The sequence below is a fragment of the Ruegeria sp. BG5 genome (genome assembly GCF_056538425.1).
On record NZ_JBQFTC010000001.1, the window covers coordinates 963,781 to 985,031 of the forward strand.

Annotated in this window: 25 protein-coding genes; 24 read left to right on the plus strand and 1 reads right to left on the minus strand. The window is 59.9% G+C overall.

The features are described from left to right. Positions 1-10: 10 nt before the first annotated feature. From ACR0KX_RS04395 to ACR0KX_RS04510, 24 genes are all read left to right on the plus strand, one after another. The gene (locus ACR0KX_RS04395) at positions 11-616 is read left to right on the plus strand and encodes an NADH-quinone oxidoreductase subunit C (protein WP_170451946.1); all 606 of its coding nucleotides are present in this window, start codon (positions 11-13) and stop codon (positions 614-616) included. Beyond that, entirely contained in the window at positions 616-789 is a 174-nt protein-coding gene (locus tag ACR0KX_RS04400; RefSeq protein ID WP_170451944.1) for a hypothetical protein, read from the plus strand. Before ACR0KX_RS04395 ends, ACR0KX_RS04400 begins: the two co-directional genes overlap by 1 nt. 1 nt (position 790) lies before the next feature. Further along, positions 791-919: a hypothetical protein gene (locus ACR0KX_RS04405; protein ID WP_480582129.1), complete on the plus strand. Its 129-nt coding sequence runs from the start codon at positions 791-793 to the stop codon at positions 917-919. Then, entirely contained in the window at positions 919-2,142 is a 1,224-nt protein-coding gene (locus ACR0KX_RS04410; protein ID WP_170621366.1) for an NADH-quinone oxidoreductase subunit D, read from the plus strand. Before ACR0KX_RS04405 ends, ACR0KX_RS04410 begins: the two co-directional genes overlap by 1 nt. Continuing rightward, positions 2,139-2,450, plus strand: coding sequence for a hypothetical protein (locus ACR0KX_RS04415; protein ID WP_170621368.1), 312 nt, complete (start codon positions 2,139-2,141; stop codon positions 2,448-2,450). Before ACR0KX_RS04410 ends, ACR0KX_RS04415 begins: the two co-directional genes overlap by 4 nt. Before the next feature lie 10 nt (positions 2,451-2,460). Then, complete coding sequence (gene nuoE, locus ACR0KX_RS04420; RefSeq protein ID WP_170451940.1) at positions 2,461-3,594, plus strand: NADH-quinone oxidoreductase subunit NuoE; 1,134 nt, start codon at positions 2,461-2,463, stop codon at positions 3,592-3,594. A 33-nt stretch (positions 3,595-3,627) separates the two neighbouring features. Continuing rightward, a complete protein-coding gene (locus ACR0KX_RS04425; protein WP_170451938.1) occupies positions 3,628-3,855 on the plus strand; it encodes a DUF5337 domain-containing protein in 228 nt (75 codons plus the stop codon). Positions 3,856-3,861: 6 nt separating this feature from the next. Beyond that, the gene (gene nuoF, locus ACR0KX_RS04430; protein WP_170451936.1) at positions 3,862-5,160 is read left to right on the plus strand and encodes an NADH-quinone oxidoreductase subunit NuoF; all 1,299 of its coding nucleotides are present in this window, start codon (positions 3,862-3,864) and stop codon (positions 5,158-5,160) included. Between the two features lie 5 nt (positions 5,161-5,165). Continuing rightward, positions 5,166-5,582, plus strand: coding sequence for an MAPEG family protein (locus ACR0KX_RS04435; RefSeq protein WP_170451934.1), 417 nt, complete (start codon positions 5,166-5,168; stop codon positions 5,580-5,582). Positions 5,583-5,587: 5 nt separating this feature from the next. Next, positions 5,588-5,971, plus strand: a complete 384-nt coding sequence (locus tag ACR0KX_RS04440; protein ID WP_480582124.1) for a hypothetical protein — start codon at positions 5,588-5,590, stop codon at positions 5,969-5,971. 98 nt (positions 5,972-6,069) lie between these two features. Further along, on the plus strand, positions 6,070-6,474 hold the full coding sequence (locus tag ACR0KX_RS04445) for a DUF5333 domain-containing protein (RefSeq protein WP_170451932.1): 405 nt from the start codon (positions 6,070-6,072) through the stop codon (positions 6,472-6,474). Between the two features lie 3 nt (positions 6,475-6,477). Beyond that, a complete protein-coding gene (nuoG, locus tag ACR0KX_RS04450; protein WP_480707940.1) occupies positions 6,478-8,496 on the plus strand; it encodes an NADH-quinone oxidoreductase subunit NuoG in 2,019 nt (672 codons plus the stop codon). Between the two features lie 195 nt (positions 8,497-8,691). Continuing rightward, complete coding sequence (gene nuoH, locus ACR0KX_RS04455; RefSeq protein WP_170451928.1) at positions 8,692-9,729, plus strand: NADH-quinone oxidoreductase subunit NuoH; 1,038 nt, start codon at positions 8,692-8,694, stop codon at positions 9,727-9,729. 1 nt (position 9,730) lies between these two features. After that, a complete protein-coding gene (gene nuoI / locus ACR0KX_RS04460) occupies positions 9,731-10,225 on the plus strand; it encodes an NADH-quinone oxidoreductase subunit NuoI (RefSeq protein ID WP_068347504.1) in 495 nt (164 codons plus the stop codon). Further along, the gene (locus ACR0KX_RS04465) at positions 10,222-10,632 is read left to right on the plus strand and encodes a carboxymuconolactone decarboxylase family protein (protein WP_480707942.1); all 411 of its coding nucleotides are present in this window, start codon (positions 10,222-10,224) and stop codon (positions 10,630-10,632) included. The genes nuoI and ACR0KX_RS04465 overlap by 4 nt, the downstream gene beginning before the upstream one ends. Further along, positions 10,629-11,231 carry an NADH-quinone oxidoreductase subunit J gene (locus ACR0KX_RS04470; RefSeq protein WP_170451922.1) on the plus strand — a complete coding sequence of 201 codons (603 nt, stop codon included), beginning with the start codon at positions 10,629-10,631 and terminating at the stop codon, positions 11,229-11,231. Before ACR0KX_RS04465 ends, ACR0KX_RS04470 begins: the two co-directional genes overlap by 4 nt. Then, complete coding sequence (locus ACR0KX_RS04475) at positions 11,231-11,770, plus strand: hypothetical protein (protein ID WP_170621371.1); 540 nt, start codon at positions 11,231-11,233, stop codon at positions 11,768-11,770. The genes ACR0KX_RS04470 and ACR0KX_RS04475 overlap by 1 nt, the downstream gene beginning before the upstream one ends. Next, on the plus strand, positions 11,767-12,072 hold the full coding sequence (nuoK, locus tag ACR0KX_RS04480) for an NADH-quinone oxidoreductase subunit NuoK (RefSeq protein ID WP_005984024.1): 306 nt from the start codon (positions 11,767-11,769) through the stop codon (positions 12,070-12,072). The genes ACR0KX_RS04475 and nuoK overlap by 4 nt, the downstream gene beginning before the upstream one ends. Before the next feature lie 7 nt (positions 12,073-12,079). Then, complete coding sequence (nuoL, locus tag ACR0KX_RS04485) at positions 12,080-14,257, plus strand: NADH-quinone oxidoreductase subunit L (protein ID WP_170621373.1); 2,178 nt, start codon at positions 12,080-12,082, stop codon at positions 14,255-14,257. Continuing rightward, positions 14,257-15,801, plus strand: coding sequence for an NADH-quinone oxidoreductase subunit M (locus ACR0KX_RS04490; RefSeq protein WP_170451917.1), 1,545 nt, complete (start codon positions 14,257-14,259; stop codon positions 15,799-15,801). The genes nuoL and ACR0KX_RS04490 overlap by 1 nt, the downstream gene beginning before the upstream one ends. Before the next feature lie 15 nt (positions 15,802-15,816). Beyond that, complete coding sequence (gene nuoN, locus ACR0KX_RS04495; protein WP_480707945.1) at positions 15,817-17,259, plus strand: NADH-quinone oxidoreductase subunit NuoN; 1,443 nt, start codon at positions 15,817-15,819, stop codon at positions 17,257-17,259. A gap of 54 nt (positions 17,260-17,313) precedes the next feature. After that, positions 17,314-18,063: a biotin--[acetyl-CoA-carboxylase] ligase gene (locus ACR0KX_RS04500; protein ID WP_170621385.1), complete on the plus strand. Its 750-nt coding sequence runs from the start codon at positions 17,314-17,316 to the stop codon at positions 18,061-18,063. Positions 18,064-18,074: 11 nt separating this feature from the next. After that, positions 18,075-18,854: a type III pantothenate kinase gene (locus ACR0KX_RS04505; RefSeq protein WP_170451910.1), complete on the plus strand. Its 780-nt coding sequence runs from the start codon at positions 18,075-18,077 to the stop codon at positions 18,852-18,854. Next, entirely contained in the window at positions 18,851-20,518 is a 1,668-nt protein-coding gene (locus tag ACR0KX_RS04510) for a ribonuclease J (RefSeq protein ID WP_170621387.1), read from the plus strand. The genes ACR0KX_RS04505 and ACR0KX_RS04510 overlap by 4 nt, the downstream gene beginning before the upstream one ends. A gap of 8 nt (positions 20,519-20,526) precedes the next feature. On the opposite strand, the gene ACR0KX_RS04515 is transcribed toward ACR0KX_RS04510, so the two are convergent. After that, a complete protein-coding gene (locus tag ACR0KX_RS04515) occupies positions 20,527-21,228 on the minus strand; it encodes an NUDIX hydrolase (RefSeq protein ID WP_170451906.1) in 702 nt (233 codons plus the stop codon). Between the last annotated feature and the right edge of the window lie 23 nt (positions 21,229-21,251).

Genomic DNA, 21,251 nt, shown 5'->3' on the forward strand with positions numbered 1-21,251 from the left:
GAGAGGGCAGATGAGCGAAGCACTCAAGGAACTTGGCGCGCAGCTTGAACTGAAGCGGTCCGACTGCGTGCTGTCGTGGGACGTCACCCATGGTGAGTTGAACGTCGATGTCGCTCCGTCGAGCCTTGTTGAGTTCATCGAGTTTCTGCGCAGTGACCGCAACTGTCAGTTCTCGACCCTTGTGGACATTACCGGCGTTGATTACCCCGAACGGGCCAAGCGATTTGATGTGGTCTATCACTTCCTGTCGATGTACCAGAACCAGCGCATTCGCCTGCGGGTCTCGATCCGTGAAGAAGATATGGTGCCCTCGATTGTCGACGTACACCCCTCGGCCAACTGGTTCGAGCGTGAGGTGTTCGACATGTTCGGCATCCTGTTCTCGGGCCACCCGGACCTGCGGCGCATCCTGACCGACTATGGGTTCCGCGGCTATCCACTGCGCAAGGATTTCCCGACCACCGGCTATACCGAGGTGCGCTATGATGAGGCGCAGAAGCGTGTGGTTTATGAACCCGTGTCGCTGGTGCAGGAATACCGTCAGTTTGATTTCATGTCCCCGTGGGAAGGTGCGAATTACATCTTGCCGGGGGATGAGAAACAGGAGGCCGAGTGATGGGTGGTATCTGGTGGTTGATCCTTTCCGCGCTGACCATCATCCCGATGGTCAAGATACTGCCGTTCTTCGGGATCAACAAAGTCTGGTGTCTGCTCTGTCTCGTCCCATTTGGCACGATTGCCCTGCTCTGGTGGGTCGGGATCAAGCTACAGGAATTGGAGCGCCGCTGAGATGATGCTGGGGGAACTGATCGCATTAGGGGCGCTGGGCGTTCTTCTGGCCGGGGCCGCCGCCAAGGCCGCCGAGGCGGAAAAGGTCCGGGTCCGGGCTGAGGCGAAAAAGAAGAAACGGGGGCGTTGATGGACGGCTCAAGATACGATGACGGCAGCACGGACGCGCTGAGCGGAGAACAGAAGATTCGCAACTTCAACATTAACTTCGGTCCGCAACACCCTGCGGCACACGGAGTTTTGCGTCTTGTGCTTGAGCTGGACGGCGAGATCGTCGAACGTTGTGATCCGCATATCGGGTTGCTGCACCGTGGTACCGAAAAGCTGATGGAAAGCCGGACCTATCTGCAGAACCTGCCGTATTTCGACCGTCTGGATTACGTGGCGCCGATGAACCAGGAACACGCCTGGTGTCTGGCCATCGAAAAGCTGACCGGGGTCGAGGTGCCGCGCCGCGGCTCGCTGATCCGGGTGCTGTATTCCGAGATCGGGCGTATCCTGAACCACCTGCTGAACGTGACCACGCAGGCGATGGACGTGGGTGCGCTGACCCCGCCTCTGTGGGGTTTCGAGGAACGCGAAAAGCTGATGGTGTTCTATGAGCGTGCCTGCGGTGCCCGCCTTCACGCCGCCTATTTCCGCCCCGGCGGTGTGCATCAGGACCTGCCGCCCGAGCTGTTGGATGATATCGAGGCGTGGAGCCACGAATTCCCTGCCGTTCTGGACGACATTGACGGGCTGCTGACGGAAAACCGCATCTTCAAACAACGCAACGCCGATATTGGTGTGGTGACCGAGGATGACATCCAGAAATACGGCTTCTCGGGCGTGATGGTGCGCGGGTCGGGTTTGGCATGGGACCTGCGCCGCGCGCAGCCCTATGAATGCTATGACGAGTTCGAGTTCCAGATCCCGGTTGGCAAGAACGGCGACTGCTACGACCGTTATCTCTGCCGCATGGAAGAGATGCGCCAGTCGCTGCTGATCATCCGTCAGGCCATCGCCAAAATCCGCGAATGTCCGGGGGATGTTCTGGCCCGTGGCAAGATCACCCCGCCGAAACGCTCGGACATGAAGACCTCGATGGAAAGCCTGATCCATCACTTCAAACTGTATACCGAAGGCTTCCACGTCCCCGCAGGCGAAGTCTACGCCGCCGTTGAGGCCCCCAAGGGTGAGTTCGGCGTCTATCTGGTTGCCGATGGCACCAACAAACCCTACCGCGCCAAACTGCGCGCGCCGGGGTTCTTGCATCTGCAAGCCATGGACCACGTTGCCGGAGGGCACCAACTGGCCGACGTCGCCGCGATTATCGGGACGATGGATGTGGTGTTTGGGGAGATTGATCGGTGAAGTCGCTTATCTTCGCTCTTTCAGCTTTTGCGCTTCCCGGGCCGGTGTTGGCCCAAGCGTTGGTTGGCGAAAGCAACTATGTTCACTTGTCCGATCTCGCCAATGCGGGTTTTGAGCCCTTCGCGACAAGTGGTCAGAACGGGGCCAGCTTCGGGATGAAGAAAGGCTCGGACATGTATTTTTGTTTCAGCGCGGATCGAGAGGAGTTTGCTGCGGTCCGGCGTGAGAAACTGAGCGCAGAAGTGCGCGATGAATCGCCTGATCGAAAGGTGCCCAACATATTTGTTGCGTGCGTCGCGATGCAGTAGGACCGGACCAATGCTTAGACGTCTTCACCCCGAACAACCCGAAAGCTTCGCCTTTACTGCTGCCAACCAGCAATGGGCCGAAGCGCAGATCACCAAATACCCCGAGGGGCGTCAGGCCAGCGCGGTGATCCCTCTGCTGTGGCGCGCGCAAGAGCAGGAAGGGTGGCTGAGCCGTCCGGCGATTGAATCCGTCTCTGAGATGCTGGGGATGGCCTATATCCGCGTGCTCGAGGTCGCCTCGTTCTACTTCATGTTCCAACTGCAACCGGTTGGGTCAGTGGCGCATATTCAGGTGTGTGGCACGACGTCGTGCATGATCTGCGGGGCTGAGGATCTGATCGCGGTCTGCAAGGAAAAGATTGCCGCCAAGCCGCATGAACTATCCGCCGATGGCAAGCTGAGCTGGGAAGAGGTCGAATGCCTCGGGTCCTGCGCGAACGCACCGATGGCGCAGATCGGTAAGGACTATTACGAAGACCTGACGACTGAAAGCTTTGGCAAGATCATCGACCGTCTGGCCGCTGGCAAAGTGCCGACGCCGGGCCCCCAGAACGGGCGCTATGCGGCGGAACCGCAGAGCGGGCTGACCAGCCTGACCGAACATGACGCCGGGAAACCTGCGCAGAATGCCTCGGTCGCTTTGGCGACCGGTCTGGGCGATACCGTCAAGCGCATCGACGGGACGGAGGTTCCGATCCTGACGCCGTGGCTGGACAAGGATGGCAAACAGGCCGGAGCCTCGGCTGCGGCGAAACCGCCCAAAGCGCCTGAACCGGCGAAACCTGCGGCGAAACAGGCGGAAGAAGCCAAGGCCAAGCCGGCGCCCAAAGAGGCAAAGGAAGATCAGCCCAGAACACTGCCCGAGGCGCGCGGGGGCTTGCCTGACGACCTCAAACTGCTGAAGGGCGTAGGGCCGAAACTGGAAGAGAAACTGAACGATCTGGGCTTTTTCCACTATGATCAGATCGCCTCGTGGACGCCCGAGCATGTGGCCTGGGTCGATGCCCGGCTGAAGTTCAAGGGCCGGATCGAGCGAGACGGCTGGATCGAACAGGCCGCTAAGCTTGCAGTGGGTGATGAAACCGAATTCGCCAAACGTGCCAAAGAAGAAGGCACGTATGATGAGCAGACAGACGAAGACTAAATGACGGGTGCCCATTCGGGGCATCGAGGTGAGATGGACAAAGACAAGGAACTGGCCATAGCCCGCAAGGGCCGTCACATCGGCATCGTCATCGCGGTGACGATGGCGTTCTGGCTTGCCATGAACCTGTTCATCGGCCCTGCCATGGAACTGACCGCGCGCCATGCGCTGCTGTTCGACCTCGCCGCGCTGGCCGGGTTTATCTATGCGGGCGTCAACATTTTTCAACTCTGGCGCATGCGTCAGGATAGCCAAGGGTAACACGCGATGCTGAAGGATCAGGACCGGATCTTTACCAACATCTACGGGATGCACGAGCGTACGCTGCGCGGCGCGCAGGCGCGTGGGCATTGGGACGGCACCGCTGGCCTGATCGAGAAAGGCCGCGACTGGATTATTCAGACGATGAAGGATTCAGGGTTGCGCGGTCGCGGTGGCGCGGGCTTTCCAACCGGCCTAAAATGGTCTTTCATGCCCAAGGAAAGCGATGGCCGCCCGTCCTATCTGGTGGTGAACGCAGATGAATCCGAACCCGGTACCTGCAAGGATCGCGAGATCATGCGCCATGACCCGCACACGCTGATCGAAGGCTGCCTGATCGCCTCATTCGCGATGAACGCGCATACCTGCTATATCTATTTGCGCGGCGAATACATTCGCGAGCGTGAGGCGTTGCAGGCCGCGATTGACGAAGCCTATGACGCCGGTCTGCTGGGCAAGAACGCGGCAGGCTCGGGTTGGGATTTCGATTTGTTCCTGCATCACGGGGCAGGGGCCTATATCTGCGGTGAAGAGACCGCCCTAATCGAAAGCCTTGAGGGCAAGAAGGGCATGCCTCGTATGAAACCTCCGTTCCCGGCGGGGGCGGGGCTTTATGGCTGCCCGACGACGGTGAACAACGTGGAATCGATTGCTGTTGTGCCGACCATTCTGCGCCGGGGTGCCGACTGGTTCGCGGGTTTTGGCCGCCAGAACAACGCGGGCACCAAGCTGTTTGCGATCTCGGGCCATGTGAACAACCCCTGCGTCGTCGAAGAGGCGATGTCGATTTCCTTCGAAGAACTGATCGAAACCCATTGCGGCGGCATTCGCGGCGGTTGGGACAATCTGCTGGCGGTGATCCCCGGCGGCTCGTCCGTGCCATGCGTGCGTGGTGAGAACATGCGCGATGCGATCATGGATTTCGACTATTTGCGGGGTGAGTTGGGTTCGGGCCTGGGTACTGCTGCGGTGATCGTGATGGACAAATCCACCGACATCGTAAAGGCGATCTGGCGGCTGTCGAAATTCTACAAGCACGAAAGCTGTGGTCAGTGTACGCCCTGCCGCGAAGGCACCGGCTGGATGATGCGGGTGATGGACCGTCTGGTGCGGGGCGAGGCCGAATTGGAAGAGATCGACATGCTGTTTGACGTGACCAAACAGGTCGAAGGGCACACGATCTGCGCCCTTGGCGACGCGGCGGCCTGGCCGATCCAGGGCCTGATCCGCAACTTCCGGGATGAGATCGAAGACCGCATCAAGGCCCAGAAATCGGGTCGCGCCAGTGCGATAGCTGCGGAGTAAGTCGAATGGAAGGTTTTGCCGAATACGCTCATGCCCTGGCCTCGCTGGTGATCTTCACGCTGGTTGTGTTGTTGCTTGCACCGTTCAGCGCCATGGCCAAGCAGAACAAGGGTCTGGCACCGGGCGCCACGCCCGAACAAGACTATGCGGACCGGGCCTATCGTCTGAACCGGGCCTATTTGAACGGCACGGAAACACTGCCCGCTTTTGTCATCGTTGTCGTGACCGCGATTTTGCTGGGGGTCAGCCCGTTTTGGGTCAACCTGTTGGCGTCGATTGCGCTGGTCGCCCGGCTTGTGATGCTGGGGGTTCACATTCGGGGCGTTGGTAAACCGCATTCGGGTGTGCGCTCGGTTCTGTATGTGCTGGCCTGGGCTTGCATGTTTGTTATTGGGGTTATGGCTTTGGTGGCTGCACTGTGATGGGAATGAGTTATAGAAATCAAAGGTTTGCGAAAGCAAGCCGGGCCACGACATGCCTGACCATCGCGACTTTGACGTTGCTGACGGCTTGCAGCACGATCACGACATCCCGAAGTGACCGGGTTTTGTTCGAAGGCAATTACTTCAGAACCAAGGCCAAAGCCGTCGATAAGAAAAGGGCACCGACCGAGTTCACCATCGTCGTCAACGGTGTATCAGCTTCCCTGAACGGCGCGCGTGAGGCCGGGCGGTATGAAGGGATCAAATACTGCGTGCAGAATTTCGGCTCATCCCGTATCGCGTGGAAGGTGGGGCCGGATACGGATCCGCAGCAGCTGCGGATTGACAACGACAAGCTGGCCTTTGCAGGAACCTGCCAAAGACCATGACGCGCGTTCTTGCATATCACGGCATGTTGTCGCGTCTGTTATCGCATAGCAGATCGGCCGACCTTTGTTTTGGGGAACACAAAACAAAAGGAACGATCATGTCTGTTGCAAAAACTCTGGCAGTTGCCGCGCTGATGACCGTGCCGGGCGCGGTTCAGGCCAAACCTCCGCTAAGCGACGTCGCTGAGATCGACAACGAGCTTTATTATATCGCCATCGCAAACGAGATCTCCGAATACTGCCCCTCGATCAGCGGGCGGCGTCTGAAAGCGATTGGCGTGATGTGGGGGTTGCGGTCCAAAGCCAATGAACTGGGGTATTCGGACACGGAGATCCGGGCTTACGTCGAATCGGATGCCGAAAAGGACCGGATGCGCGCCAAGGGCGAGGCGTATCTGGCGCAGAACGGTGTCTCGTACGACAAACCAAATTCATTCTGCACGCTGGGGCGGGCGGAAATCGAAAGAAACAGCGCCATTGGCGTGTATTTGAGGGCGAACTAGACCATGTCTGACCTTCGGAAAGTGAATATCGACGGACAGGAGATTGAAGTCGATGGTTCGATGACCCTGATCCAGGCCTGTGAAGAGGCCGGGATCGAGATTCCACGGTTTTGCTATCACGAACGCCTCTCGATCGCCGGGAACTGCCGCATGTGTCTGGTTGAGGTCGTGGGCGGCCCGCCGAAGCCTGCCGCATCCTGCGCCATGCAGGTGCGTGACCTGCGTCCGGGGCCGGAAGGGCAGGCACCGCAAGTCAAGACGAACTCTCCCATGGTCAAGAAGGCCCGCGAGGGGGTGATGGAGTTTCTGCTGATCAACCACCCGCTGGATTGCCCGATTTGCGATCAGGGCGGCGAATGTGACCTGCAGGATCAGGCCATGGCCTATGGCGTGTCCGGTTCGCGCTTTAAAGAGGCCAAGCGGGCCGTGGACGATCTGGATTTGGGTCCTTTGGTCGGCACCGCGATGACCCGCTGCATCAGTTGCACCCGCTGCGTGCGCTTCACGACCGAGGTCGCCGGGATCACCCAGATGGGCCAGACCGGGCGGGGCGAGGATGCCGAGATCACCTCGTATCTGAACCAGACGCTCGACTCGAACATGCAGGGCAATATCATCGACCTGTGCCCGGTGGGCGCGCTGACGTCGAAACCCTATGCCTTTACCGCCCGCCCTTGGGAACTGACGAAGACCGAAAGCATCGATGTGATGGATGCTCTGGGTTCGAACATCCGGGTGGACACCAAAGGGCGCGAAGTGATGCGCTTCCTGCCACGCAACCATGATGGCGTGAATGAGGAGTGGATCAGCGACAAGACCCGTTTCGTCTGGGACGGTCTGCGGCGCCAGCGCCTGGACAAGCCCTATGTGCGTGAAAACGGCAAGCTGCGCCCGGCTTCATGGCCTGAGGCTTTGACCAAGGCCGCCGAGGCGATGAAGGGCAAGAAGGTTGCAGCGCTGGTCGGTGATCTTGTTCCGGTCGAGGCGGCTTTTGCGTTGAAGCAACTGGTCGAAGGTCTGGACGGCAATATTGAATGCCGTGTGGACAATGCGCGCCTGCCTGCAGGCAACCGGTCGGGCTATGTCGGGACGGCGTCGATCGAAGATGTTGATGATGCAAAATATATCCTGCTGATCGGGGCCAACCCGCGTGACGAGGCACCCGTGTTGAATGCTCGCATCCGAAAGGCGTGGCTGAACGGGGCCAAGATCGCCAATATCGGGCCGCAGGCTGATCTGACCTATGACGTTTTCCAGATGGGCGAAGGGCGGGATGCGCTGGCCGATCTGCAAAAGCACGAATTCGACGACATTCTGGAAAAGCCCTCGGTGATCATTGTCGGCATGGGTGCGTTGCGCGAAGCGGACGGCGCTGCGGTGCTTGGGCACGCCATGCAGGCAGCCGCGCGGACCAATGGTAAGCTTATGATCCTGCACAGCGCTGCCGCCCGTGTTGGTGCAATGGATGTTGGTGCTGTGACGGAAGGCGGGCTTGAGGCTGCATTCGAAGGGGCCGAGGTAATCTATAACCTGGGCGCGGATGAGGTCGAGATCGATGAAGGGGCCTTTGTGATCTACCAAGGCAGCCACGGCGACCGGGGCGCGCATCGTGCCGACGTGATCCTGCCGGGCGCGGCCTATACCGAGGAAAACGGTCTGTTCGTGAACACCGAAGGCCGCCCGCAACTGGCGATGCGCGCCGGGTTCGCGCCGGGGGACGCCAAAGAGAACTGGGCCATCCTGCGCGCATTGTCGGCCGAATTGGGGGCGACACTGCCTTATGACTCGCTGGCGCAACTGCGCACCGCACTGATCGAGGCGGTTCCGCATCTGGCCCGCATCGACGAGGTGATCGAGAACGAATTTCAACCGCTCGAGGCAGGCCCCCTGGGCCAAGCCAGCTTCCGCCACGCGATCCAGGATTTCTACCTGACCAACCCAATCGCCCGCGCCTCGCAACTGATGGCCGAGCTGTCGGCGCAAGCGCAGGCGCGCAAGGCCGAAAAGATCGCTGCGGAATGAACCAGAGCTGTTTCATATCGCCAACCAGCGCGGCTGCCTTTCGGCAGGTCACCGCGCGGGGCGTGAATGTGGAACCAAAGAAAAAGGGTAGCGCGAGGGCGGCGGATGCTGTTTACACCTACGCGCCGACCCAGCTGCTGCCTCGCGACTATCGTGACGCAGGCGGAAAACGGAATACCCACGGTGTGAGGACCAATGGCTGAATTCTTTAACACCCCAGGCGGAATAGCCATCATCATACTGGCGCAAGTGCTTGCCGTTGTTGCCTTTGTGATGATTTCGCTGTTGTTCCTTGTTTATGGCGACCGCAAGATCTGGGCTGCTGTCCAGATGCGTCGCGGCCCGAACGTTGTCGGTGCATACGGCTTGCTGCAATCTGTGGCGGACGCGCTGAAATATGTGGTGAAAGAGGTCGTCATCCCGGCGGGGGCCGACCGAACGGTGTTCATCCTCGCGCCGCTGACATCCTTCGTGCTGGCGATGATCGCCTGGGCGGTGATCCCGTTCAACGACGGTTGGGTCCTGTCGGATATCAACGTCGCCATTCTGTACGTCTTCGCCGTCTCCTCACTTGAGGTTTATGGCGTGATCATGGGCGGTTGGGCGTCGAACTCAAAGTACCCGTTCCTCGGCTCGCTGCGCTCAGCCGCGCAGATGATTTCCTACGAGGTCTCGATCGGTCTGATCATCATCGGCATCATCATCTCGACCGGTTCGATGAACTTTGGCGATATCGTACGCGCGCAGGACGGCTCGTTCGGCTTCTTCAGCTGGTACTGGCTGCCGCATTTCCCGATGGTGTTCCTGTTCTTCATCTCGGCACTGGCCGAAACCAACCGTCCGCCCTTTGACCTGCCCGAGGCGGAATCGGAACTGGTTGCTGGCTATCAGGTCGAATACTCGGCGACGCCCTTCCTGTTGTTCATGGCGGGTGAATACATCGCCATCTTCCTGATGTGCGCCCTGACCTCGCTGCTGTTCTTCGGCGGCTGGCTGTCCCCAATTCCGGGCCTGCCCGATGGCGTGCTGTGGATGGTCGCCAAGATGGCGTTCTTCTTCTTCATCTTCGCAATGGTCAAGGCAATCACGCCTCGCTACCGCTATGACCAACTGATGCGGTTGGGCTGGAAAGTCTTCCTGCCGTTCTCGCTGGTCTGGGTGGTCTTCGTGGCCTTTGCGGCGAAATTCGACTGGTTCTGGGGCGCGTTCGCCCGTTGGAGCGTAGGAGGCTGATATGGCAAACATCGACTACACCCGCGCTGCCAAGTACTTCCTGCTGCAAGACTTCTGGGTCGGCATGAAGCTGGGCCTGAAGTACTTCTTCGCCCCCAAGGCCACCGTGAACTATCCGCATGAAAAGGGCCCTCTGTCCCCGCGCTTCCGGGGTGAACATGCGCTGCGCCGCTATCCGAACGGCGAAGAACGCTGCATTGCCTGCAAACTGTGCGAGGCGATCTGCCCGGCGCAAGCCATCACCATCGACGCCGAACCGCGCGAAGACGGTAGCCGCCGCACTACGCGCTATGACATTGACATGACCAAATGCATCTATTGTGGCTTCTGCCAAGAGGCCTGCCCGGTCGATGCCATCGTCGAAGGCCCGAACTTCGAATTCGCCACGGAAACTCGGGAAGAGCTGTTCTACGACAAGGAAAAACTCCTGTCGAACGGCGAACGCTGGGAGGCCGAGATCGCCCGCAATCTGGAACTGGACGCGCCGTACCGATGACTGACAGCCCGACAAATCCGTTCGAGCTGATGATGAAGCAGGCTCAGGACATGGCCAAGGCGATGAACCCGGCGATGGAGAAATTCTCGCCCAAGGGGTTCGAGGCGCTGTGGCCGACCATGCCCAAAGAGGTCATGGAGATGATGTTCGGCAATACCGTCAACAAGGACGGGCTGGATGCCAAGACCCGCCTGCTGCTGACGCTGGCCGGGCTGACCTGTCAGGGCGCACAGGCGGATTCAGCGGTGCGTCAGACCGTGCGCCATGCACTGGAGGCGGGTGCTAAGAAACAAGAGATCGTGGAAACGATCGGTCAGATGTCGGTCTTTGCCGGCATCCCGGCCATGACCCGCGCGCTGGATCTGGCGCAAGAAGTCATGGGCGACAACGAGGATGAGGATCAATGACCGTCTTTGCCTTCTACCTGTTTGCCATCAGCGCCATAACCGGCGGGCTGTTCACTGTGATCAGCCGTCAGCCGGTGCATTCGGTGCTGTGGCTGATCCTGTCCTTCCTGTCGGCGGCGGGGCTGTTCGTGCTGCTGGGGGCCGAGTTCGTGGCGATGCTGCTGATCATCGTCTATGTGGGCGCGGTCGCGGTTCTGTTTCTGTTCGTGGTGATGATGCTGGACGTGGATTTTGCCGAGCTGAAGGCCGAGATGGCCCGCTATATGCCGCTGGCCCTACTGATCGGTCTGGTCATTCTGATGCAGTTCGTCATGGCCTTCGGCGCATGGGAAAGCGCGCAGGGTGCCGCCGCCAATCTGGCGCAGCCGGTCCCGGCGGACCGCCACAATACCGAGGCACTGGGTGTCATCCTGTATGATCAATATTTCCTTCTGTTCCAGCTTGCGGGCCTGATCCTGCTGGTGGCCATGATCGGTGCCATCGTTCTGACACTGCGCCACCGTCAGGACATCAAGCGTCAAGACATCATCGGCCAGATGATGCGCGACCCGGCCAAGGCGATGGAGTTGAAGGACGTGAAACCGGGGCAGGGGTTGTGATGCGTGAAGTATTCATAGCATTTGCTTTTGTTGTGTCTGCTGGAAGCGCCTTTGCTTGCAGCCTTGAAGAAGACCTTACTTGGAGAGATCAACCAGTTTCGGTGGCACCTGATGGGAGCTTTCAGCACGCTGAAGACTATAAGCACCATAAGTTATACGGTGGAAAGATCGTTGATTTAGGCGGCAAGCGAGTTGCTCAACGAGTCACCCTTACGACCTCATGCGGTGGTATTTTCGAAAGGCTTTTGTTTGCGGACTGCCATCGAGCAGAAGTTGTGTCGATCTTGGGAGCTGAAAACCTTGATCAGCCCAACGGATGGCGTGATGAACTCGTGGATCTGATACAAGTCCCCATTGGAGCTATAGACGTGCGAGAAATTACATCTGCGGCTGAACTGGTATCGATAGCTTACGAGAACGACTACAAAGTTTCTCTTAGTGTTGAGCAACAAATCGCAAACATGAAGCGCCGCAACCGTTATGACCCATTCAACGGCTGCAAAATCTACTACCCAGAGTCCCGAGGAGCAGGTCTATGATCGGACTTGAACACTATCTTACGGTCGCGGCGACGCTGTTCGTCATCGGCATCTTCGGTCTCTTCCTGAACCGCAAGAACGTCATCATCCTGCTGATGAGCATCGAGTTGATGCTGCTGGCGGTGAATATCAACCTTGTGGCGTTTTCCAGCTTCCTCGGCGATCTGGTCGGGCAAGTGTTCACGCTGTTCGTGCTGACTGTTGCGGCGGCCGAGGCGGCTATTGGTCTGGCCATTCTGGTCTGTTTCTTCCGCAACCGTGGCACTATCGCGGTTGAAGACGTCAATATGATGAAGGGCTAAGAGAACTATGGAAACCACCATCCTCTTTGCCCCGTTGGTGGGCGCGCTGCTCTGCGGGTTTGGCTGGCGCTTTATTGGCGAAAAGGCCGCCATGTGGACCGCCACGGGCCTCCTGTTCCTCGCCTGTCTGCTGTCGTGGATCGTCTTCCTGACCTTCGATGGCCAGACCCAGCAGATCGAAATCCTGCGCTGGATCGAGAGCGGCTCGCTGTCGACAAGCTGGGCGATCCGTCTGGACCGGCTGACCGCGATCATGCTGATTGTGGTGACGACGGTCTCGGCCCTCGTGCACCTTTACTCCTTCGGCTACATGGACCACGACCCGCAATGGCGTGAGGGTGAAAGCTACAAGCCGCGTTTCTTTGCCTATCTGTCCTTCTTCACCTTCGCGATGCTGATGCTGGTGACGGCGGACAATCTGGTGCAGATGTTCTTTGGCTGGGAGGGCGTGGGCGTCGCGTCCTACCTGCTGATCGGATTTTATTACCGCAAATCCAGCGCCAATGCGGCGGCGATGAAGGCGTTTATCGTCAACCGCGTCGGCGATTTCGGCTTTGCTTTGGGGATCTTCGCGATTTTCTTCCTGACCGACAGCATCAATTTCTCGGACGTTTTCGCCTCGGCCCCGACGCTGGCCGAAACGCAACTGACCTTCCTTTGGGGGGAGTGGACCGCGATTGAGGTGATCTGCGTCCTGCTGTTCATCGGCGCGATGGGGAAATCTGCGCAGTTGATCCTGCACACCTGGTTGCCGGACGCGATGGAGGGCCCGACGCCGGTGTCGGCGCTGATCCACGCTGCGACCATGGTGACGGCGGGTGTGTTCCTGGTCTGCCGCATGTCGCCGTTGATGGAGTTCGCGCCGGGCGCCACCGCGTTCATCACCTTCCTTGGGGCCTCGACCGCCTTCTTTGCGGCGACCGTGGGTCTGGTGCAAACCGATATCAAACGCGTCATCGCCTATTCGACCTGTTCGCAACTGGGCTATATGTTCGTGGCGGCGGGCGTCGGCATGTACTCGGCGGCGATGTTCCACCTGCTGACGCACGCCTTCTTCAAGGCGCTGTTGTTTCTTGGTGCGGGTTCGGTGATCCATGCCATGCATCACGAGCAGGAGATGACCGAATACGGCGGGCTGCGGAAGAAGATCCCCTATACCTTCTGGGCGATGATGATCGGCACGCTGGCGATCACCGGTGTGGGGATCCCGCTGACCACGTTCGGCTTTGCCGGGTTCCTGTCCAAGGACGCCATCATCGAAAGCGCCTTTGCCGGTGGAACGGGCTATGCCTTCTGGATGCTGGTGATTGCCGCTGTCTTTACCTCGTTCTACAGCTGGCGTCTGATCTTTCTGACCTTCTATGGTGAGCCGCGCGGTGACAAGCACACGCATGACCACGCCCATGAAAGCCCGTTGACCATGCTGATCCCGCTTGGCGCGCTGTCTATCGGGGCCGTTTTTGCCGGGATGATCTGGTATAGCAACTTCTTTGGCCATACCGATAAGGTTGGCAAGTTCTATGGCATCCCCGTAGCCGAAGCATCCGAACACGCCGAAGGGCATGATGATGCGACTCATGCCGAGCACGTCGCCGACGGCACCGCTGATGCGCATCATGGGGACGAAGGCCACGCGGATGACGCACATGCAGATGAGAGTCATGCGGATGGCAGCCATGGAGAGAAAGACGCCCATGGCGGCGACCATCACTACGTGTTTGCGGGTGAGCCGGGCGAGGGCGCGCTGTATATCGCACCCGACAATACCGTGCTGGACGATGCCCATGCGGTTCCGAAATGGGTCAAGGTCTCGCCCTTCGTGGCGATGCTGTTGGGCTTTGTCGTGGCCTATTGGTTCTACATCGTGAACACCACGTTGCCCGCACGCTTGGCCGCAAACCAGCGTCCGTTGTATCTGTTCCTGCTGAACAAATGGTACTTTGACGAGATCTATGATGCGGTCTTTGTCAAACCCACCGTGGCCCTTGGCCGGTTCCTTTGGAAACGCGGCGACGGCAATACAATCGACGGTTTCCTGAACGGAGTAGCCATGGGCGTTGTTCCCTTCTTCACCCGCCTCGCAGGCAAGGCGCAGACCGGGTACATCTTCACCTATGCCTTCTGGATGGTGCTGGGCATCGCCGCCCTTGTGACCTGGATGTCGATCGGCGGAGGGGCGCTGTAATGGACAATATCCTTTCCATCGTCACCTTCATCCCGGCCATCGCAGCGGGCATTCTGGCTCTGTTCCTGCACGGCAACGACGCGGCGGCGCAACGCAATGCCAAATGGGTCGCGCTGCTGGCGACCACGGTGACCTTCCTTGTCTCGATCGGCATCTACACCGGCTTTGACCCCAACGACACCGGCTTTCAGATGGTGGAAGAGGGTGAATGGCTGCTGGGCCTGAAATACAAGATGGGCGTTGATGGGATCAGCGTTCTGTTCGTGCTGCTGACCACATTCATCATGCCGCTGACCATTCTGGCCAGCTGGCAGGTGACGGATCGCGTCAAGGAATACATGGTCGCCTTCCTGCTGCTGGAAACGCTGATGCTGGGCGTGTTCATGGCGCTGGATCTGGTGCTGTTCTACCTGTTCTTCGAGGCAGGCCTGATCCCGATGTTCCTGATCATCGGCATCTGGGGCGGCAAGGACCGTATCTATGCCAGCTTCAAATTCTTCCTCTATACCTTCCTCGGCTCGGTGCTGATGCTGGTGGCGATGGTGGCGATGTATGCCGATGCGGGCACCACGGATATCGAGGCGCTGATGACCCATCAGTTCTCCTCCGAAGGGTTCAGCGTGTTGGGCGTCTATATCGTCGGCGGCATGCAGACGCTGATGTTCCTTGCTTTCTTTGCCTCGTTCGCGGTGAAGATGCCGATGTGGCCAGTCCACACCTGGCTGCCGGATGCGCACGTGCAGGCCCCGACGGCGGGTTCCGTGGTGCTGGCGGCGATCCTGTTGAAGATGGGCGGCTATGGCTTTCTGCGGTTCAGCCTGCCGATGTTTCCGGTTGGCTCGGCCGTGATGACCGATCTGGTGCTGTGGATGTCGGCGATTGCAGTGGTCTACACCTCGCTGGTCGCGCTGGTGCAGGAGGATATGAAGAAGCTGATTGCCTATTCCTCGGTCGCGCATATGGGCTTTGTCACCATGGGGATTTTTGCGGCGAACCAGCAGGGTATTGACGGCGCGATCTTCCAGATGCTGAGCCACGGGTTCATCTCCGCCGCGCTCTTCCTGTGCGTCGGCGTGATCTATGATCGGATGCACACCCGTGACATCGAGGCCTATGGCGGTCTCGTGATCCGGATGCCCGCCTATGCATTGGTCTTCATGCTGTTCACCATGGCCAATGTCGGCCTGCCGGGAACGTCGGGCTTCATCGGAGAGTTCCTGACCCTGATGGGCGCCTTCCAGGTCAACACGTGGGTGACGGCCGTGGCCGCGACCGGTGTGATCTTCTCGGCTGGCTATGCGCTGTGGCTGTACCGCCGGGTGGTGTTTGGCGATCTGATCAAGGAAAGCCTCAAGGCGATGACGGACATGAGCTCGCGCGAGCGGCTGATCTTTGCGCCGCTGATCGTGATGACCATCTTGCTGGGCGTCTACCCATCGCTGGTCACGGATGTGATCGGCAACTCGACCGCCGCGCTGATTTCGAACTATGACACGGCTCTGGCCGCGGCTGAGGCTGCGACCCAGACGGCCGCCTCGCATTAAGGAGGCTTTGGAGACATGATCCAGGCTGATCTGACAATAATCCTGCCGGAAATCGTTCTGGCCGTATATGCGATGGTGGCCCTGATCGGGGCCGTCTATACGACGAAAGACGGGCTGGCCCCGGTTCTGGTCTGGACCACCGCTGGCCTGATGGCGCTGTTGGCGATCTGGATTGCCACCAATGGTGACGGCACCAACGTGGCCTTCAACGGCATGTTCGTCGATGACGGCTTTGCCCGCTTTGCCAAGGTCGCGATCCTGCTATCCGCCGCCGCCGTTCTGGTCATGAGCCAGGAATACATGGCCCGCCGGGGCCTGCTGCGCTTTGAGTATCCGTTGCTGGTGGCCCTGGCCGCTGTGGGCATGATGATGATGGTCAGCGCAGGCGATCTGATGTCGCTGTATATGGGGCTGGAGTTGCAATCCTTGGCCCTTTACGTCGTGGCCGCGCTGCGCCGCGACAGTGCGAAATCGACCGAGGCCGGTTTGAAGTATTTCGTGCTGGGCGCGCTCAGCTCGGGCCTTCTGCTATATGGCGCATCGCTGGTTTATGGCTTCACCGGAACCACCCTGTTTTCGGGCATCATCGCGACTGTACAGGTCGGAGATGTCTCAATCGGGTTGCTGTTTGGTCTGATCTTCCTGATCTCGGGTCTGGCCTTCAAAGTGTCGGCCGTGCCGTTCCATATGTGGACGCCGGACGTCTACGAGGGCTCTCCGACCCCGATTACCGCGTTCTTTGCAACCGCGCCGAAAGTGGCGGCGATGGCCCTTTTCGCCCGGCTGCTGCATGACGCGTTCGGTGGTATCGTGAAAGACTGGCAACAAGTGATCGTGCTGCTGTCTGTTCTGTCGATGCTGCTGGGTGCGGTCGCCGCTATTGGGCAGCGGGACATCAAGCGCCTGATGGCGTTTTCGTCGATTGCGCATATGGGCTATGCGCTGATCGGTCTGGCCGCAGGGACCGAGTTGGGCATCAAGGCGATGCTGATGTATCTGGCCATCTACGTGACCATGAATATCGGCACCTTCGCCTTCATCCTGATGATGGAGCGTGATGGCAAACCCGTTACCGATATCGACGCCTTGCGCCAGTATTCCAGGCATGATCCGGGCAAGGCGCTGGCGGTTCTGATCCTGATGTTCAGCCTTGCGGGCGTGCCGCCGATGCTTGGGTTCTTTGCCAAATTCGGGGTCTGGCAAGCGGGCGTCAGCGCGGGTCTGACGGGTCTGGTCATCGTCTCGGCCATCGCATCGGTTATCGGTGCGTTCTACTACCTGCGGATCGTATTCTACATGTATTTCGGAGCCGAGAACGAGGAACCGATCGAAACGCGGTCATCGCCCGTTTTGTGGGTCGCCCTGATGGGATCGGCAGCCCTGATGTTGGCCGGCGTATTCTATCAGTTCGGTGTCGAGGGCGCAGCGGCTGCTGCAGCAGCCACGCTTGTCAACTGATCGTCTTGAACACTGTGAAGGAGGGGCTCGGTCGCGCGACCGGGCCTTTTTGATATGACCAAATGGCCCCAAGGCTACGGCCTGCACGAAGTGCAGGAAGTTGATAGCACCCTGAACGAAGCGGCGCGCATCGCCCCAAACGCCAGTGGTCCGGTGTGGATCATGGCGCATCACCAAACCGCAGCGCGCGGACGGCGCGGGCGGGCCTGGGCGAACCCCATGGGCAATCTGGCCGCGACCTTGCTGATGCGTCCGCAAGGTGCGCCGGAACAGTCGGCTTTGCGCAGTTTCGTGGCCGCGCTGGCCCTGTTTGACGCCTGTGTTGCGGTGACCGGGCGTGCGGCAGGGCTGTCGCTGAAATGGCCCAACGATGTGCTGCTGAACGGCGGCAAGCTGGCGGGAATCCTGCTGGAAAGCACCGGGCAGGGGCGCGGCGTGGCCCATCTGGCCATCGGCATTGGCGTAAATCTGGCCTCGGCCCCAGACCCCGAGGCGGTGGAGCCCGGTGCAATGCGCCCCGTCTCATTGCTGTCCGAAACCGGGGCCCATGTCACGCCCGAGGATTTCCTGACCGAACTCGCCGCCGCCTATGCCCGTTACGAGACCCAGTTTGTCACCTATGGGTTCGAGCCGATCCGCACCGCCTGGCTGGCCCGCGCGGCGCGTCTGGGTGAGGTAATCACCGCCCGTACCGGAACGTCAGAGACGGTAGGCACCTTCGAAACGGTGGACGCGGGGGGCAACCTTGTCCTAAACACCGCGAAAGGCCGCGTGAGCATTCCCGCGGCGGATGTATATTTCTGAAAGGGGCGCAGATGCTTCTGGCCATCGATTGCGGCAACACGAACACCGTATTCTCGATCTGGGATGGCGAAACCTTCCTGTGCACCCTGCGCACGTCGACCCATCATTCGCGCACGGCGGACGCCTATTTCACATGGTATTCGACGCTGGTGAAACATTACGGCATCGAGGCCGAGATCACGGATGTGATTATCGCCTCGACCGTGCCGCGCGTGGTGTTCAACCTTCGTATATTTGCGGATCGGTTCTTTGGCTGCCGGCCATGGGTGGTGGGTAAACCCGATTGCCTGTTGCCTGTGACGCCCCGCGTGGATGAAGGCACCGTGCCTGGCCCGGATCGTCTGGCCAACGCGGTCGGGGCGTTTGACCGGCATGGCGGCAATGTGGTGGTGGTGGATTTCGGCACCGCAACCAATTTCGACGTCGTGGCCGCCGACGGCGCTTATGTCGGCGGCATCATTGCGCCGGGGGTGAACCTCAGCCTGGAGGCTTTGCATCAGGGCGCTGCGGCGTTGCCGCATATCGACATTACGCGGCCGGACAAAGTGATTGGCACGAATACGGTTGGCTGTATCCAGTCGGGCGTGTATTGGGGCTATTCCGGACTGATCGAGGGGCTGATTGCCCGCATCAAGACCGAATACGGAATGCCGATGAAAGTCGTTGGAACCGGAGGGCTCGCACCCTTGTTCGATCAGGCAGACGTGGGGTTCGACGCAATCGAAGATGATCTGACGATGCACGGCCTGACCGTGATCCATCGCTATAACAAGGAAAATGGCTCGACATGAGCAGCGAAAGACTGATCTACCTGCCGCTGGGCGGGGCCGGTGAAATCGGCATGAATGCCTATGTGTATGGCTATGGTGAACCGGGCAAGGAACGCCTGATCCTCGTCGATCTGGGCGTGACGTTTCCCGATATGGAAACCACGCCAGGGGTTGATCTGATCCACGCCGATATTTCATGGCTGCAGGACCGCGCCGACCGGCTTGAGGCGATCTTTGTCACCCACGCGCACGAAGATCACGTGGGCGCCGTGGCCCATTGTTACGAAGCACTTGGCGCGCCGGTCTATGCACGTGCTTTCACCGCCAATATCGCCCGCCGCAAGATGGACGAACATGGCCATCCCGAAGACGCCGTGCGCACCGCCTCGGCCTGGCCCGAGCAGGTCTCGGCTGGCCCGTTCACCGTGGGTTTCCTGCCGGTCTCGCATTCGATCCCCGAAAGCGCGGCCTTGGTGATCGACACGCCTGCGGGCCGGATCGTGCATTCGGGCGATTTCAAACTGGACGCAAACCCGGTTGTGGGGGAAGCGTTTGACCCGGACCTGTGGACCGAGGTTGCCAAATCGGGTGTCAAGGCGCTGGTCTGTGACAGCACCAATGTGTTTTCAGCCCATCCCGGACGATCGGAATCCGAAGTTGGGCCCGAGATCACAAAGCTGGTCGAAAGCGCCGAAGGTATGGTTGTGGCCACCACTTTTGCCTCGAACGTTGCGCGGGTGAAGACATTGGCAGAGGCCGGGCAGCGGGCCGGGCGTTCGGTTGTTTTGCTGGGCCGCGCCATGCGCCGGATGATCGAGGCGGCGACGGAAACCGGTATCCTGTCGGACTTCCCCAAGGTGATCAGCGCAGAAGAGGCGGTGGACCTGCCGCGCCAGAACCTGATGCTGATCGTGACCGGCAGTCAGGGCGAACGCCGCGCCGCCAGCGCGCAACTGGCACGCGGCAAGTATCGCGGGATCGAACTGAAAGAGGGCGATCTGTTCCTGTTCTCGTCGAAGACCATTCCCGGAAACGAGCGCGGCGTGATCTTCATCATGAACCAGCTTAGCGAAAAGGGCGTGGATGTGGTCGATGACAGCTCGGGGCTGTATCACGTCTCGGGCCACGCCAACCGGCCTGATCTTGAGAAGGTGCATGCGCTGACTGACCCTCAGATGGTCATCCCGATGCACGGCGAACACCGCCACCTGCGCGAACATGCGAAACTGGCCGAGGCTGGCGGGCGGACCGGTATCCTTGCGGTCAACGGCACCATGTTGGACCTGACCGGCAATGCGCCCAAGGTTGTGGATTATGTCGAGACCGGACGCACCTATCTGGACGGCACCGTCAAGATCGGCGCGCTGGACGGCATTGTCCGCGACCGTATTCGCATGGCGCTGAACGGGCATGTCACGGTCACAGTCATTCTGGATGAAGAGGACGAGCCGCTGGGCGAACCCTGGTGCGATATGATGGGCCTACCGGAAACCGGAACCTCGCGGGCCGCTTTGGTCGAGGTGCTGGAGGAAGACCTGAACCAGTTCCTGATGCGGGCCGAGGCCAAGACCCTGCGCGACGATGACAAGCTGGAAGAGGCGATGCGCCGGATCGTGCGTCAGACCGCCAAGACCGAGATCGGCAAGAAGCCCGAAGTTACCGTTGTGATCAGCCGGATGAAGTAAGCCCGGCGTCAGTCGGCATCCGGCATCGGGTATCCGCGCAGGCGCAGAAACAGGCTGGCCTCATCCTGGTTCTGGTAGAAGGGAACCGATGCCGGTGGCGTCGGATCGGTCACGCGCGCTGCGATTTCGGCCAGAACAACTTCGGTGATGAAGGGCAGGTCCAGATCACGGGCGCGGTCCAGCTGGACCCATTGCAGATGCGACAGCTCGTCCGAGGCGCGGCTGAAATCGTCCAGATCGCCCTGAATCTCATCCGCATCGACCAGAAAGAACCGCGCATCAAACCGGCGTGGGCGGCCGGGCGGCGTGACGGCGCGAAAAACGAACTGTAAGCCTTTGGCGGATGGCAGAAATCCCATGTCGGCAAATTCCGCCCAATCCTCGGGCACGGTCGCGGACCAAGTGCCGGGCTGCCCCAGAACCAGTCCGGTTTCTTCCCACAATTCGCGTATCGCAGCGGCGGCCAGCGCGGTTTGCAGATCGGGCGCGGATTGTTCGGCAAGCCGGTCTTGACACAAACCGGGCAGCGGCGTGGCCAAAGGAACACTCCCGTCCGACGGGTCAACCGCGCCGCCGGGGAAAACAAACTTGTTGGGCATGAACACGGCATTGGTGCCGCGTTGCCCCATCAGAATCGACGGATCCGTCAGGCGATTGCGCAAGACAATGACTGTCGCCGCGTCCCGTATTGCTGTTTTGTCGATGCTCATGCGTGGCCGGTTCCGATGGATGA